Annotated in this window: 13 protein-coding genes; 4 read left to right on the forward strand and 9 right to left on the reverse strand. The window is 53.0% G+C overall.

All coding sequences use genetic code 11. From position 1 onward, the window contains the following. Positions 1-513: 513 nt before the first annotated feature. From HDF08_RS10995 to HDF08_RS11035, 9 genes are all read right to left on the reverse strand, one after another. Positions 514-1,131 carry a M61 metallopeptidase family protein gene (locus HDF08_RS10995; RefSeq protein ID WP_179638506.1) on the reverse strand — a complete coding sequence of 206 codons (618 nt, stop codon included), beginning with the start codon at positions 1,129-1,131 and terminating at the stop codon, positions 514-516. Positions 1,132-1,173: 42 nt separating this feature from the next. Continuing rightward, positions 1,174-1,671, reverse strand: coding sequence for a hypothetical protein (locus HDF08_RS11000; RefSeq protein WP_218884550.1), 498 nt, complete (start codon positions 1,669-1,671; stop codon positions 1,174-1,176). A gap of 973 nt (positions 1,672-2,644) precedes the next feature. After that, positions 2,645-2,968, reverse strand: a complete 324-nt coding sequence (locus tag HDF08_RS11005; protein ID WP_179638508.1) for an outer membrane beta-barrel protein — start codon at positions 2,966-2,968, stop codon at positions 2,645-2,647. A 72-nt stretch (positions 2,969-3,040) separates the two neighbouring features. After that, positions 3,041-6,028 (reverse strand): TonB-dependent receptor, encoded by a 2,988-nt coding sequence (locus HDF08_RS11010; RefSeq protein WP_179638509.1) that lies wholly within the window; start codon positions 6,026-6,028, stop codon positions 3,041-3,043. A gap of 125 nt (positions 6,029-6,153) precedes the next feature. Then, on the reverse strand, positions 6,154-6,942 hold the full coding sequence (locus HDF08_RS11015; protein WP_179638510.1) for a cytochrome P460 family protein: 789 nt from the start codon (positions 6,940-6,942) through the stop codon (positions 6,154-6,156). Between the two features lie 119 nt (positions 6,943-7,061). Further along, the gene (locus HDF08_RS21680; RefSeq protein WP_179638943.1) at positions 7,062-7,322 is read right to left on the reverse strand and encodes a ferritin-like domain-containing protein; all 261 of its coding nucleotides are present in this window, start codon (positions 7,320-7,322) and stop codon (positions 7,062-7,064) included. Between the two features lie 993 nt (positions 7,323-8,315). Further along, complete coding sequence (locus HDF08_RS11025) at positions 8,316-8,663, reverse strand: hypothetical protein (RefSeq protein WP_179638511.1); 348 nt, start codon at positions 8,661-8,663, stop codon at positions 8,316-8,318. A gap of 153 nt (positions 8,664-8,816) precedes the next feature. Beyond that, positions 8,817-9,413 (reverse strand): LamG domain-containing protein, encoded by a 597-nt coding sequence (locus HDF08_RS11030; protein WP_179638512.1) that lies wholly within the window; start codon positions 9,411-9,413, stop codon positions 8,817-8,819. Between the two features lie 258 nt (positions 9,414-9,671). Next, the gene (locus tag HDF08_RS11035; RefSeq protein ID WP_179638513.1) at positions 9,672-10,205 is read right to left on the reverse strand and encodes a nuclear transport factor 2 family protein; all 534 of its coding nucleotides are present in this window, start codon (positions 10,203-10,205) and stop codon (positions 9,672-9,674) included. Between the two features lie 257 nt (positions 10,206-10,462). Between HDF08_RS11035 and HDF08_RS11040 the strand changes: the two genes are divergently transcribed. From HDF08_RS11040 to HDF08_RS11055, 4 genes are all read left to right on the forward strand, one after another. Beyond that, positions 10,463-11,377 carry a sensor histidine kinase gene (locus HDF08_RS11040; RefSeq protein WP_257030969.1) on the forward strand — a complete coding sequence of 305 codons (915 nt, stop codon included), beginning with the start codon at positions 10,463-10,465 and terminating at the stop codon, positions 11,375-11,377. 157 nt (positions 11,378-11,534) lie between these two features. Further along, complete coding sequence (locus tag HDF08_RS11045; RefSeq protein WP_179638514.1) at positions 11,535-12,320, forward strand: LytR/AlgR family response regulator transcription factor; 786 nt, start codon at positions 11,535-11,537, stop codon at positions 12,318-12,320. A 90-nt stretch (positions 12,321-12,410) separates the two neighbouring features. Further along, positions 12,411-13,289 carry a M61 family metallopeptidase gene (locus tag HDF08_RS11050; RefSeq protein WP_179638515.1) on the forward strand — a complete coding sequence of 293 codons (879 nt, stop codon included), beginning with the start codon at positions 12,411-12,413 and terminating at the stop codon, positions 13,287-13,289. Beyond that, positions 13,289-14,269 (forward strand): M61 family metallopeptidase, encoded by a 981-nt coding sequence (locus HDF08_RS11055; protein WP_179638516.1) that lies wholly within the window; start codon positions 13,289-13,291, stop codon positions 14,267-14,269. The genes HDF08_RS11050 and HDF08_RS11055 overlap by 1 nt, the downstream gene beginning before the upstream one ends. Positions 14,270-15,156 lie beyond the last annotated feature (887 nt).

A 15,156-nucleotide genomic window follows, 5' to 3' on the forward strand; every position in this document is an offset into this window, starting at 1 on the left:
TGTAGATGTGGAGTTGTTCGGGCAACTCTCGAGAGTTGGTTTACGTGCGAAGAAGCAATCATCGCGGTAACGTGAGTGATTCAGCAGGAACGAGATCGCTTGCGTATAGAATGATTTTTGCAAATGACGGGGATTCCGAACCTGTAGAAAAGAGGAGGTGACTACCCCACAAAATCGCCAGCTGAGTTCCGGTATTCCAGAGGTGGTAGACAGTCCGGTCAGTGTTCCAGGCTTGAATGCATACGAGTCTATTGCCCGTCAACAGCCAAAGGATCGCTCCGATTTCTCTTTTCTTAGTTACGCCATCTAAAGACGAAGCCTCGCACCTCAAGAATCAGAAGCTCGAAATTGGAGTTCCGACTGCCGCAAGCAAACGGGGACGCCAATTGCCGCGCGACTTGTGAATACGGAAGTGGGTCCGTCCTTGCCTAGGCGCTCGGCCTCCACGGCGAGCCCAATGAATTGCAGAAGAGTGTCAGACGCCGACTGCGTTTGTGAGTGCGGGGATGGTGTCTAATAGCCGAGCCAAAGGAGGCTTATTTCTTTCACACAAGAGTAAGTTCGGTGGTCTGGCTCGGCTGGAAACTCACTCTTTTCCATTAGCCTCATCAGCGCATCGCTGGCTGACCCATTGATATGCTTCCACCGTCTCGCCGCGTGGCACATACCTAATCTCCAGTGAACTCCCGTCCCGCACAGCTTTAGCGTCAGAACACCATCCTGCTGGGCTTGTATCTGATCCTGTGGCACAGGCTGGGTAATCTCATCGCCATTCCGCCCGCCCGCAACCTCCGCTGCCGAACCCGGAATCAACCCACGCACCACGCGCTTAGGTTCGACGAGCACCCTGGGCTCGAAATCCAGCTGATACCGCCGCATCGGTTCGGTGATTCTCGTAAAGCAAGGGCCAAAGTCCTGTGGGCGGGGCAGCACTACAGCCCCATCCAGCATAGCCTCGAACTCCGCCTTCCCCTTTTCTCCAAGGTGCGACCGAAGCAGTTCGACCCACGCAGCCTGATCAGCTAGCAGACTGTGTCGGCGGCGATCGACCATTGCGAGCAGAAGATCGTCGAGCGACTGCTTCCCGTTCGAAGCGGCACGCAACTCGCCATCGAGAACCGCAAAGTACATTGACCCGCGGTCATACGGCGGCACGCGAAGGCGTGTATCCGCCTAGAAGTTCGGCGCTATCTCGCTGTTCGGGGTGTGGATCATGACGTCGGTGTAATAGCGTCCCGCAGTGCTGTTCAAGTCGGCAAGAAACTCTGACGAAGTAACCTGTCCGGCCCGCAGACGCGCGTAGTAAACTGACGATCCCTCGGAATACCATGACCCGTCCGTGCCTCCGGAATCCAACTGACCGACAAAGGTATGCAGCATCTCATGCGCAAGTGTGATCTTCAGTTGACCCCAATCGGTCGTGGGTTCAAAAGTGCTCACGAACGACGTGCTTCCGAGACTGACGCCACCGCCGGCATTTACCAGGTTTTCGCGTATGAAGACACCGTAGGGCACAGTGTTGAGCCGCTTGAAGAACGACTCGTAGAACCGATAGAGATTCTTCTCAGATTCCATCACAGGTCGAAGATTGAACGGAGGGTTGCCATACCACGCCTCAAAGAAGCCGGTTGGTGCAGGCACTGCCGGATACAAATGCACATCGCCGCCCATGAAAAAGCTTGCCCCCAATCCCTCTGAAGGCGTCTTGGTGACGGCACATCGCCAGGCCCCATACTCGTGACGCCAATAGCATCTGCCCTAATCCGTTTAAGTCCCGAGAACCGACAAAAGACATGGTCGATCATCCTCCTGCAGCATGAGGAACGTCTTTTCCTGGCCGGAAAACGATGCATGGTCCGAACGCAACTCCAGCGGCGGTGCTGCTCCGCGCGGTGCAAGCGCCGTGGAGATGGGAGCATGATAATGAACGACGACTTACCCTTGCCGTGGCTCGTGTCGCTTGCCAGTGACGATAAACAGTCTTCGCGCTTTCAGCATCGTCATGGAATGTCAGCGGCAAAACGCCCTTTGTATCGCTTGCAGACAACTCCTATAAGGTCGTCGCATCCGTCTCCACGTTTCCACGACCAGCGGCATCCGCAGTAGGGATTGTCCTTGCGCTACATGGGGCCCCATCAAGTACCACAGAAACATCTACGCATGGTACCTGCTTCGCAGCATCAGGCACGCATGAACGCAACGACACCGTAAACGCGTCGACGGCGCCAAGACAACGTGGAATGCCAGGCAGAAGAAGCACAAAACCCACTAGCAGAAGTCTGATCGGAGCCATATGAGAAAACTTCGTCTTGCTAACTTATCAACCACTTTTCTGAAGAAATCTCAGATACATGCACGATTCTCTTCGTCATTGATCGGAATCAATGGCGACAAATCGACAGTGCTAAAAGAATCTTCCGCCTATCACACACCTGACTTCAAAGATGTAACCGAAGAGGCAATCAATAGCAGAGCGATGTTGCCTCTTCCTGGCGGAGTTCTCCGATTTAGCCTTTCGGTCAAACGCAATTTTGTACTTCAACCTGCAAAAACTGTTAGGGAACACTCTCCCGTGTATGCAGGTGTAAAGCATTTCTCGTCTGTTGTGTAGTTGTGTATTCGGTTTCGGGCAGTCAAGATAGCGTTAGAAATCGATCTTCGCAGCCAGCTGTCCAAACCGCCGCTCTTCGCTGGTCGCGCCGTTAACTCCACCCTTCGAAGCCAGTATTTCTGGATTAGAAGGATAGTAGCTGGCTGCATTCGCTAGCCCCTGTTGAACATAGAGATTGTGGTGGTTCAGCAGATCGAAGCCTTCTGCTCGCAACTCAATGCTGGCTTCTTTCCAAATATAGAATCTCTTGCTTACGGCCAGGTCGAGGTTCCACGCTCCAGGCCCAACGAATGAGTTCCGCTCTGGCGCGTAAGTTGGAAAGATCCAGTTTGAGTAGCCGCCCAATGCCTGATTCACGCTTCGTTCACCTGTTGGCAGGCTTGGTGTGAGGTAGTACTGATTGGTACCTACATTTACTTGTCCCTTTGACTACGTATACTTCCAACGAGAAATAGGGGTCGAAGGAACATAGCGCGCAACATTGAAAAATGTGCCGTCATTGTTCGTCGAGTCGTAATATGTGAAAGATGAGCCGGTCCGTGCCGTGTAGATGCCCGTTATCTCCCAGCTAGCCAGCACCTGCCCCGCCAATCTGCGATCACTCTTGAGCCACGGCGTCTCGTAGATCGGCGCAATTACGAAACGTTGCCGCACATCCAGATCGCCGGTACCGCGGTCATACCCCGGGTCGAATGGATTGGTATATCCAAGGTTAAATCCGTTGCCATTTGCATAGGTCTCCGAGAGGGTCGAACTCAAATCGTCGATCTGGTGACCCCATGTGTAGTTTGCAGTCATCCCTAAGCCCGTCCGATGCAGGTCCACGGTCTTGAACCGGAGGTTTGTCGCTTCATAGTAAGAATCGCCGCTCGAGCCACGGTTATTGATGTTCGAGTACGTCGCATTCAGTCGAGTAAGTCCAGCATAATTTGCGCCGGCGTCGGGATCACCCAGTAGATAATTTCCTGAGCCGAGGCCATTGATGTTCTTGATGTCGTATAAGTGGGTACCACGTGCTCCCAGGTACTCCACGGCGACTATCGTGTTTTGAGCAACTTGCTGCTCGACAGCAAGACTCCAGAATTGGGTCTGTGGCGTTCTAATATTCTGCGAGACGTTTCGGAGACTCGTGCTCGGGAGTGTCACAGGACCTATCGAATTTCCTAACGCTCCCAGGTTCGTTGAAGTCACCTGAACCTTGTTCTGAACAATCACGCCATAGTTGGGCGGATTCTGGATGACGTTGTACGTCACATTGCCGAAGTTTCTCTCATAACTAACTCCGTAACCGCCACGGACCGAGGTTCTGCCATTAGCCAAAAGATCGAAGGCGAACCCAACCCGCGGACTCACCGTGCCATAGCTGGGCTTCCATAATTCGTGGATCGGACTCTGCGGAGCCATGTAGACCGTGCCGTCTCTTATCTGTTGTAGCAGTCCCGCACCCAACCCCCAATAGAAGTTCGAGTCAAGATTCTGCTTGTTGTTGTGTTGCACGCCGAAATACTCGTATCGCACGCCGTAGTTCACTGTCAGCTTCGAAGTCGCACGCCAGCCATCTTGCCCGTACACAGCCCAATCATGAAATCGGTCACTGCGCGCAAAGTTCGGCTGCGTTGCGGGCGTCGTAATCATTTGTCCCGGATAAGCTCCTTCCGGATTAATTGCAGTGGAGAACGTTCCTAATACGCCTGAAAACAGTCCTGGATATCCGGTTGTGTCACCGGTGACAGAGCCGGCCAGTTGCTCCGTCGCCTGCGCATACGCACCAAAAGACCTATTCTCCTGGATATAGAGTACCTGCGAGCCGAACTGGAGCGAATGCGCCTTCTTGATCCAGTTCACATCCTGATTCCACTGAATCGCATTCTGCGGTCCGCCATACGGCAGGCTGAAGCCCGTGCCAGGAAACGCTACATTTACACCACCGATATTTGCGCTCGCACCCAGAAACAGATCTGGCGTCGTCACAGCAATGGGCTTTGAGTTGTTATTCAGGTTTATCCTACTGAACGCCACGCGCCCGTTCGTTACAAGCGACGCCGAGAAGGTGTGTGTGACACCGGCCAGAGCGGAGTAGTCTCTCTGAGTTGCACCCACATCATAGTTTGAGTATGGGGTATAGGCCGTTGTTCCTGGAGGCTGCGACTGGCGATACGTGATATAGCGCCCGAACCACGCTGTCTTATTCGAGAAGTTGTAATCCCCGCGCAAAGTGACGTTATACGAGCTTTCTGGGACTCCCCCGCCTGCATCCTGAGGGACGTTGTAATTCACTAAGCTTAGCGCAGGAGTTGATGATGGGACGCCAGGAAACAATGGTGAAGGATTGGAATTGCTCGGATTTGACGCAGCGCCAGCCTGTGCGTTTGTTAGCGTGTTCGCAAAGGCGAACGTTTGGCCATACTGTGTCAAAAACGACTGCACTGTCGGTGCCAGGTAGCTCTGCACCTGCGGCGTCAGAATATATGCTTGGACGTTTGCATCGCTTCGAACGCGTAAGCACTCTGTGCCCGCAGCGACGAACAGCTTGTCCTTCACAACAGGCCCGCTCGCAAAAAAGCCGAATTGGTTTCGCGTATATCCACCTTTAGGTTGCCCACTCAGATCACCGGTCACACTGTTGGCCGTATACGCTGCGAGACGGTTGAATTCTGTCAGCGTACCGTGAAACCTATTGGTGCCGCTTGTGGTCACTACATTCACAACTCCGCCAGACGCGCGACCATACTGAGGCTCAAAATTGCTTGTCGTCATGCGTACCTCGGCGATCGAGTCGATCGGGACCTGGATGCCTACGACATCACCAAACAACTCCGTGTTCTCAATCCCGTCCAGCAGTATCTCGGTGCCACTCGAACGTTGTCCATTAATCGAATAGCCGACACCGAGATTGGCTGAATTCTCCGCATGGCCCTGCGCCGCATCGCCGTTTGAGATATTGCCGGAGATCGCGACAAAGTCGTACACATTCCGAGTCAGGCTCGGCAATTCGCTTACCTGCTGCGGGCTGATGATCTCTGAGATTTCTAGTGAATCCGTATTTACCTGAGATCCACCCAGCGACTCCACCTCAACTGTCTGAGTGACACCCACGGCTGAAAGTTTTGCATCGAGGGGTGCATGGCCACCCACCGTTACTTCAACCTCGGCTTTCAGTACCGCGAATCCATCTGCTGTTACAGACACCTCATACACGGAGGCAGTGAGATTTTCCATCTGGTAGGTGCCATTGGGAGCCGTCTTCACGGTGCGAGCAGCGTTCGTGCCGGCATTGACGGCCGTCACCGTCGCCTCGGCAATTGCCGCACCCGTTGTATCCGTCACTATGCCAGAAAGAACGCCAGCATCAGCTTGGCTGAATGCGGTTCCCACATTGACCGTAATTATGAAGACCAATACAAGCAGGCGCTTCAACACGGAGACCTCCTTGGTTATACAGAGGGAGATGCGCAAAACTCGGTATGAACTCGAGACGTCACGATGACCTCCAGGATTGAGAGTGTCGTATTCGCAAACGCACTAATCAAGTCCCAATGTCGTTATTGCGCGTTGGACGGCAATAGCCCGATGTGCGTGCTCGAAAAAACGTAGTCTGTACTCGAGGCAAGCTTCATATGGCAAGACGCGCATTGCTGCTGAGGCCGGATCGTGGCAGCCGCTTGATACATCGAGCCGTTTGATCGAAAGGCAAAGTAGCCCCAGTTGCCTGGCGCAGATGGAAAGCGTTTGCTGTCTTTCACCATCATTCCCAGTCCGATATAGCTGGCTTGGAAGATGCCCGATCCAAACGATGTAAAACAGACAAAAGTGCTCTTATCGCAGTCCTTTCCAGTCTTGATAAGGCTGATCTCTTTCACGATCTGCGTGCCGTCCGGCCAGGCTCCGGTCCTTTTGAAAGAATCGAACGCGGCGGGGGTGATGTATGTGTCCATAACTTGCGGGGTCGTGATCTGGGAGCCGTCAAGAACACTGCGCCCATCAGGCTTGATTCGAGCTCCTACGTGTTCCCATTGTCTATAACCGTCAGGAAGGTGAAGACTTCCGTCCTCTTCGAAGACTGCAGAATGAATAGATATCGTCGATTCCGATTGAGATGCGAGTACTTGATTCTTAGCCAAGCCTCCGGTGGTGGTAGTCACGACCGCCAGGACTGTAAGCACACCTAGCGCAAGTCCTACCAGACGGAGACGAGTGACGGTCCTCAACAGCCTTGTATTGATCATGGAAGACTCCTGTTCAATGCCTGTTTGATCCTTCATGCAGGCGGTTGAGGACCAACAATATCTATGATCGGCGTCTTCAGAGACGTCCGGCACCTTATAGAACATGGGCTTGCCCCTATATTTTTCTACAGGTTCTTCGTTTGTGTGGATAACGCAATCGCGACCTATTAGCACGGGAACTGCACCCAGCAAAACAACTGCCAGTGCAGTTCCTATGAGAATTGCTACGCACTGCGAGTCGCTTCGAATAGAAACCACCCACGCCGTTGGACCTGGTCGATCCAGTTCTCGAGAAGGCCGGCTGAAGCTATATCACCCGCTTCCTCACAGAGCGTGTGGACAGCGCGCATTCGCAAGACCAATGCTTTCTCTTCTTCATGAAGCTCGCTCAACATGTCGGCTGGGGTGACGAAGTCAACATCATTGTCGGCGACCCTTTGTAGACGAGCGATTTGTCCGATTGATCTTACGGTATTTCCACCGATCTGTTCTTCGTCTTCACATAGAGCGCGAAGGCATCAGCGAGAAGTGCTTTCATTGGCATGAGCGGCCTCATTTCCGCGACTACCATCTTTTGCTGGACGATCACACGGACCAGATCTTTGCGATGACTGACGATCTTGCCGAGTGTGTCCGAAAGCATTCATAGCAGAGGCGATCTCAGATATCGATTTGGAATCGATGTCGGACGGCGTATTCAATGGAAAGTTGCGGAGCGATCAATTCAGGCCTCTCTGGCATGAGCTTTCCTTTCGTTTTTGGGGAAATAGGGACACACCTAACGACCGGCGATAGTTATATAGGACGTAACGATGACACGAAGAGTAGGACTACCCCGCAGCCTGAATAGCAGTCGTCAACTGCGGGATATCCGCTATGGAACTCAACGAGCCGGCAGTTCGGGGTGCGCAATCACTGGACAATTGATGATCAGACCAGAAGGATGCAAACCACCGACAAGGGCTTTTGGATGGTGAGGAGTCGTCGCCTGTGGCGTTTTTGCTCATTGAAAGGATTCGATGGACTTTACCCTTCTGAATGGCCTTGGGTACCCACGCACTTACGAACCGGCGGCGGCTCAGTATTGGAGGGCAGATGGCTCAGATCGATCCCTCTGGGCTCCAATTCTACTCACAGACCAGAGACGGCCGTTGCAGGCGAAATAAGCCGCTACTTCATTTTGATAACTCTGCAGCTTGTAGTCGTCATACCCATCGAGTCCGCTCCCGCACCCAGGCGCTGCTTACAGACTGAATGATGTACGTCGTGTCCTAATCCGGGGCGTCGGGGAGTAAATGCCTTCCCTCAAATCAACTTGATTGGTCTAGGCCATCGCGGATACGCCGGCTAATCCTAAATCGGTTCTGGTGTGCCTCCGTCGCTTACTTATGACTCGCTCTCGCAGCTTCTTAGCCAACCCGACATATGCTTTCACCTCACACGCAAGGCTACCTCGCCGCTCCTCATCATGCTTGCCACTAATGATTATCTGGCTGCCTCTGGAGTGCGAGACCCTGCATGTCGTCCCATCGCATAGCCAAGCCCCATCCGTAGAGCGTTCGAGAGTGTTTGTCGTCGTCGTGGATCGAGCTATACAGAGCGATCGTGATTTCGTTGCGACCGCGATGCAGTGGAATTTGAATTGAGCTATTTTCCAAGGAGAGTCGGCCATCAGGACGTTGCCGCTCGGATTCCGGATCATAGAAATTTTTCTCGGAGTTTATCAAAGACCCATTCGCAAAAACCCACACCTGGCCGATCCAGCCCAACGATACTTTCTTCGTCTGATCCCGGTCAGAATCAACATAGGTTTTAAGCCAAGTCAAGGACGACGGCTCCTTAGAAGCGCTGTACTGCCGATTGAGATTCACGACTCCAAATCGTTCGGAGCGGATAGGCTTCCACATCTTCGGATCTTGGGGCCTCTCCGCGTACACGGGATCCGATCCATAGTGCAACGCCGTCACGGGCCCCAGTTGTCACTCATGAACAATTCCAGCATCTTCCGCGATGCTGTCGTTAAGCGGAACTGGGGACAGACCGTCTGTTTTGCCCGGCGTGACCACAAGATTGGCAAAGGCCGCTGGGCCGTGCAGCTCCAAGCCACCCTGCTGGGTATCTCCAAGGAGTTCACCAACCTCAAGCGTAGGTTGAACTGAGTCATTGATGAAGACGTTCATCCGTTTTCCCGAAACCACAAGCCGCACGTGATTCCAGCCGTCGGCGAAGACAGGAGCCCGCTTCTGGTACTCGGGATAGACGTTCCAAAGCATAAAGCCATTGATTACGGGGCTGTACTGAATGCAGTCGTTTTCGGCCCTGCAGTCAGGAAGACTACGTACGTAGAACTCTTCGCCGTTCTGATGATCTCGCTGCCTGAAGCGTATGCCCGGTATATCGTCGGCCAGCGGCTTCATATCGAACTCGATCGTTCCATCACGAAAGGACAGTTCGTTGAGAGCGAGATCCCCCGATTTTAGAACGATCATTCCTTCCGGGAATCCTTCCTTCATAACATATTGCAGGTCAGGCTTGTCGCTGACGGGATGCCAATGACTTGATGTCATCAGGATCACTTGGCTTGTCGCAACCTCAAGCTCCGCTGCGCTGATGGTGTTAGGCAGAGAGAGGCAAAGTGAAGCTATGAGTACACCCAGTTGAAACCTATGCATCATTGTCCTTTTTGTTCTTTAATCCTGCCGCTCTTACTCAGTGCCGAGAGGAACGTTACAGAGTGGGCTAACGAATCAAACGCCGGAGAACGACGGAGATCTGCACCCAGGAACTGCGACGCCGGTGCCGACGACCAGACACCTGGCAATCGGCACGGACGCTTATGACTTGTGTGGATTTGACGAGTAGGTAATTGCGGCTATCCTCCAACCGTCGCTCCCTCTAACCAAGACCCAAGTCTCACTCCCGCGATTCTGTTCTATGCCATCTACCAGGAATATGAAGTCAAAATACACCGAAGCAATCGTCCCGTCGCTGTTTTGCTGAAGGTGTGTATGCGTCGGGTTGAAGCTGGCTTTTGAGGTTGATACGATCTTTGCGAAATCCGTGAAGCTTCCGACACGAATCTTCTGCGCATCGGGAGACTTTGCTTTAGCACGGGCGTAAGCCTCATCAGAAAGAACGTTGAGCCACATACTGCCATGGGGAATGAACAGACTGGCTAGCCGAGATCCGTCGTGATTCAGAACAGCTTCGTGGTAGGCGTCGATCACATGCTGAACGTCGACAGTATCCGACGCGGTATTGGCAGGGACAACCTTGTTGCCCTCAGCAGGTAGTGCGGTTTGAGCGAAGCTCGCGGTGCCGATCAAAATTGCTAGAGCAAAAACGAGTCCGCTGGTGAAACGCTTCATATGTTCTCTCCTTGAAGACGAAGCCCGCAAAGGTCACACTTGTATGTGAGAGCACGGATGTCTAACGTGAATCTACGCAAATTCACCCCGAAGATGGACGATATGTTCTGAAGCGGCTGGCGATTGCAGATCGGTATAGAAATAGAACGAAAGGGATGCGGAACAAAGCACAACCAGAACTTGTGTTCTTTTAATGACCACTCCACCACAGAAGACGGTCACGTCAGCCGACGTGTTCTGTCAGAATTAGAGAAGCAATGATGAAAAGCACTCTCAGATGGACGGCCGTTTCAGTTGTCTTTTGGACGGCTATTGCGGTGATCTTTGCTTTGCCTCAGCTAGGACAGAATAGCAATCTGCATAAGGTCCTTACTTCAGCGTTAGCACAATGGTGGTCCTGGGGAATCTTAGTTCCAGCCATTTTGGCGTTGGACCATGTCCTTCCTTTTTCAGCGCAACGGATTCTGCCGCGTCTCATCGCGCACTTCGTTTTAGGACCCTTTGTGACGGTAGTGTATTCCTACGTCGAGACCGTTTTGAAAGCTCTGCTAGGCGTAGGTGCCTGGTCCAGGTTGTCCGGTGCGACAGTCATTACGGAAGCTCTCAGGGAGATGTTCTGGAGCATGCTCGTGTACAGTCTCATCGTTGGCGTGTGGGAAGCCTACCTATACCACCAGCGCTATGTCTCCGTTGAACTGCAGATGGAGCGAATGCAAAGGAACTTTTCAGAAGCTCGCCTCAACGCTTTGCGCATGCAGTTAGACCCACATTTCCTCTTCAATGCACTCAACACCGTATCTTCACAGGTCGAACGTGAACCCAAACTTGCGAGAAAAATGATCGAACACCTCGGCGATTTGCTACGCTTTTCGCTGAACTCACAAGGAGTTCACGAGATATCACTTGCAGAAGAGTTAGCGTTTGTTGACCACTATCTGGCCATACAAAAGATCCGCTTTGGCGATGCGTTGAAAATAGAGACGAATATCGCGCCAGACGTAAGAGACGCCTTGGTTCCCAGTCTTTTCATTCAGCCATTGGTGGAAAATGCCATTCGGCACGGTATTTCGAAGAGGACTCGGGGCGGGTCCATTGTTTTGCGTGCGCGGCATTTCGAGAAGAGACTCTTCATTCAAGTGCTGGACGACGGCGTGGGATTACCCTCTGGCTAGTCGTTCGATACTCATAAGGGCGTGGGTCTTTCGGTGACACGAGAGCGATTCGCCGGATTGTACCCCGGCGACACGAGCCAATTCGACGTCAGGCGGAGAAGTGAGGGCGGAACAGAGGTGTCCATTTCATTTCCGTTGCACAAACGAAAGGAGACAGATGACGGCCTTACAACCTGATGGCATCCGGGCACTCGTCGTGGATGACGAAGCTCCTGCACGCCAGCGCATCTCCGACCTGTTGAAACAAGATACAGAATTGCGTTCGCTGCAAGAAGCAGGCGACGGCGAGACGGCAGTCCGAATGATCCTCACCGAGGAACCCAACCTCGTCCTTCTGGACGTGCAGATGCCTGAACTGAACGGCCTAAAGGTGATTGAAGCAGTTGGACCGGAGAATATGCCCCTTACAGTTTTTGTCACTGCGTATGACCAGCACGCCATTCGGGCCTTCGAAGCAAATGCATTGGACTATCTCCTCAAGCCGTTCAGCGATGAGCGGTTCGAGGCGATGCTGACGCGGGTCAAGAGGCGTAGGGATGACCTCCATCTTCGGGAGTTCGGCGAAAACGTTGCGCAGGTGATCGCGATGCAAGCGACCCAACCGCGTTATTTGGACCGACTGGCAGTCAAGACGGATGGAATCACAAGATTCGTGCGTGTGAAGGACATAGAATGGATCGAAGCGGCGGGGGTCTATGTCACCCTCCACACTTCCGGGAAAGAATTTCTTCATCGAGCCGCGTTAACTGATTTGACGGAAAGTCTCGACCCAAGTCTCTTTCTTCGGATACATCGCTCTTTCATCGTTAATATTGAAAATATCGTCCAGTTGGAGTCCCTTTCACATGGGGAATTCGAGGTTCTCCTAAAAGACGGTTCCCGTCCCCGTGTCAGCAGAACCTATCGCAGCTCAATTGAGAAGCGATTTAGACAAAAGCTTTAGCCCTCATACGTGCGAACCGGGTCTGGCGGGATAAAAAAACAATCGTCTGCTTTTGACACAGCTGATAGCTGAACTGAGATGACCTTCCGAATGACCTATCTGACCAGAACCCTGTTTCTCCTATCACTATTCGCACTTGCACAATTCCGATTGGCAATTGCCCAGCACGATGTGATTGCACACATCTCTGCGTCTTTGCCTCCCGGTCGACCATTTCAAGGGCAGATCGATTTGTCGGTGACTGCAACCGACATGAATCACCAGATTTTCGTAGTGCGTGAGATTATCACGATCCAAACGCCGGGTCCGCTCACGTTGCTTTACCCGGAGTGGGAACCGGGCAGTCATGCTCCCACGGCGTCGGTGGCAGAGCTGGCAGGTCTCATAATTCATGCGAACGATCAGAGGATCGAGTGGCTCCGGGACCCGATTCAAACGCATGCGTTCCATATCGAAGTGCCAGCAGGAACAAAGACGATCTCAGTCGAATTTGAGTTTCTTGCACTTCGTTCTGCGGCCCTTCTACGTCCGGGGATGATCGAAGTACCCTGGCATCGCCTGCTGGTCTACCCGGCGAACTACTCCCTCAAGAATCTTCCGGTTGTCGCACGACTTACACTTCCTGAAGGTATGCATCCGTTCACTTCATTGGACGTAGCAAAGACAGAGAGCCACACATTCATCTTTGCTCCGACAACGCTGGATGATCTGGTGGATGCACCTGTCTACGCCGGTCGCTATTGGCTGCAACGTGAGTTAGGTCAGAATGACGGAGCGCCGGTAAGGCTTGATGTGCTCGCGGATCGGGCAAACCAGATATCGGTCACGCAAGACGAAGTGAAGAAGCTCCACGACATGATCACGCAGACCAAACTTGTCTTCGGTCCGGCACCGGAGGCATCGAGCATACCGAGGAAGGAGAGAACAATCTGCCGGCCGACTACTTCACCAATCTGCCGGATCAATTGATGAACCGTGATCTCGTCGTTCACGAATATGTGCATGCCTGGAATGGCCGTTTTCGACAGCCTGCCGATCTTTGGTCACCCAACCTGAATACCCCCGTACGCGACAGCATGCTTTGGGTCTATGAAGGGCAGACAGAATTCTGGGGACGTGTGCTCGCGGCCCGTGCCGAACTTCGCACCTATCAGGAGACTCTAGATCGACTGGCCATGGATGCAGCCCTGGTCGCGAACCGTAAAGGGCGCACTTGGAAAACGCTCGCAGATAGCAATAACGACCCGCTCTACATGGCAGGACACCCTATCGCATGGCGTGACTGGCAACGACGGGAAGACTACTATCCAGAAGGTGTTCTGCTGTGGCTTGATATGGACGCGCGCCTGCAAGAGATAAGCGGTGGCCAACGAACACTCGATGATTTCGCGCACCTCTTTTTTGCTACCCATGGTGCTGTAGGAAAAATCAGCACCTATACGTTTGAAGATGTATGCAGCGCTTTGAATGCAATCATTAAGGACGACTGGGCAGCGAGACTTCGCAGACATCTGGAATCGCACTACGACAACGATGCTGTGGCAGGTCTCGCGAGAGCTGGCTGGCGTTTGGTCTACAAGGACTCACCAACAGAGACGTTTCGCCAGGACGAGACAGAGTCAGGTGTCAGCAACCTCGACTACTCGATTGGTCTACAGGTACGGTCTGACGGCACAGTGCGATCGGTCGTCTGGGACGGGCCCGCATTCATTGCCGGTCTCGCTCCTGGCTCCCGGATCACGGCGGTCAATGGACAGCCGTTCACCTTCGAGACGATAGAGCACGCAGTGAACCTGGCGCAATCATCAACGCTCTCATTGACATTTGAGGTGAACAACATGGTGCAGACCGCGGTCGTCGATTACCACGGAGGTTTGCGGTACCCATACCTGGAACGTATTCCTGACAGGATCGATCGCCTTACACCCTTGCTGGCAGCCCGGAAATAATGAGCAACACGAACGTCGGACCGGGAACCTGCGCACCAAAGCCTTTCAAACGGGACTCTTTGCTATCGAGACAGCACTTCGGGTTGTTTCAGTTGCAACTCGGATTTGATTTTCGGATGACCTATGCCTTCTAGAGGAAAGCGACGAAAAGCATCACGACCCAAGCACAATTAAGCTGGCGAAGGATCGACTAATAATATGCATCAAGACTCGACAGGTTCGACTCGGCTAGTGGATCAAGCGAAAGAGGGGTAGCACCAATCGTCAAATGTCGCGGCCAACAACCCATGACCTACTTGAACGATTTTCTTCTTACTATAGGTCTTTTGTAGAAACTTAACGATCTCCTCCACATCGCGGGTCATCTGTTCAAGAGTCGTCGTGGCCCAACGATCTTCGGGTCGTTCGCCGTATAGGTCTTTCCAGCCCCGCGCTGGTCTAATTCCACCCTGGTGAAGTAGGCTACTCAAGGAGTCTGAAACGTATAATCCGCCGTCATCGTCGACGAGCCCGGTCCACCCTGCCCCTTGGGCCTCTACCGAATGATATTTCGTGATTTCATCCTCACACTTGTCGCGTTTCTTTGCGGCAAATGGGTTCTTCATACGACAGAAGCCCAATGAAAGCGGTTCCAGCATGCTTCCACCTCGCATCGAATGCACGCCGATGCTTAGCTGGCCTCATCCCTACACTGCTGATCGCGCTTACACTCTTAACGGCAAGCTGCGTCCCCGCGACAACTATCTCGCTGCCGGTAAGCTAAGTGCCCCGTCCGTGGTCTCGATCTTGTTCGATGGAATTGGCTGGCGCCTCCTGTTGTGTTTTTTTCTGGTTACGGGCTCACGCGACAGCTTCACTACATTCTTGGTAGATCGCACGCTACCTCG

The organism is Tunturiibacter empetritectus (assembly GCF_013410875.1).
In the GTDB taxonomy this organism is placed as follows: domain Bacteria; phylum Acidobacteriota; class Terriglobia; order Terriglobales; family Acidobacteriaceae; genus Edaphobacter; species Edaphobacter empetritectus.

Bases quoted from the DNA above. Each gene is read 5' to 3' on its own strand.
- HDF08_RS10995 (WP_179638506.1), bottom strand. From the start codon at position 1,131: ATGTACTTTGCGGTTCTCGATGGCGAGTTGCGTGCCGCTTCGAACGGG.
- HDF08_RS11000 (WP_218884550.1), bottom strand. From the start codon at position 1,671: ATGGGCGGCGATGTGCATTTGTATCCGGCAGTGCCTGCACCAACCGGC.
- HDF08_RS11015 (WP_179638510.1), bottom strand. From the start codon at position 6,942: ATGTTCTATAAGGTGCCGGACGTCTCTGAAGACGCCGATCATAGATAT.
- HDF08_RS11035 (WP_179638513.1), bottom strand. From the start codon at position 10,205: ATGAAGCGTTTCACCAGCGGACTCGTTTTTGCTCTAGCAATTTTGATC.
- HDF08_RS11040 (WP_257030969.1), top strand. From the start codon at position 10,463: ATGATGAAAAGCACTCTCAGATGGACGGCCGTTTCAGTTGTCTTTTGG.
- HDF08_RS11045 (WP_179638514.1), top strand. From the start codon at position 11,535: ATGACGGCCTTACAACCTGATGGCATCCGGGCACTCGTCGTGGATGAC.
- HDF08_RS11050 (WP_179638515.1), top strand. From the start codon at position 12,411: ATGACCTATCTGACCAGAACCCTGTTTCTCCTATCACTATTCGCACTT.
- HDF08_RS11055 (WP_179638516.1), top strand. From the start codon at position 13,289: ATGAACCGTGATCTCGTCGTTCACGAATATGTGCATGCCTGGAATGGC.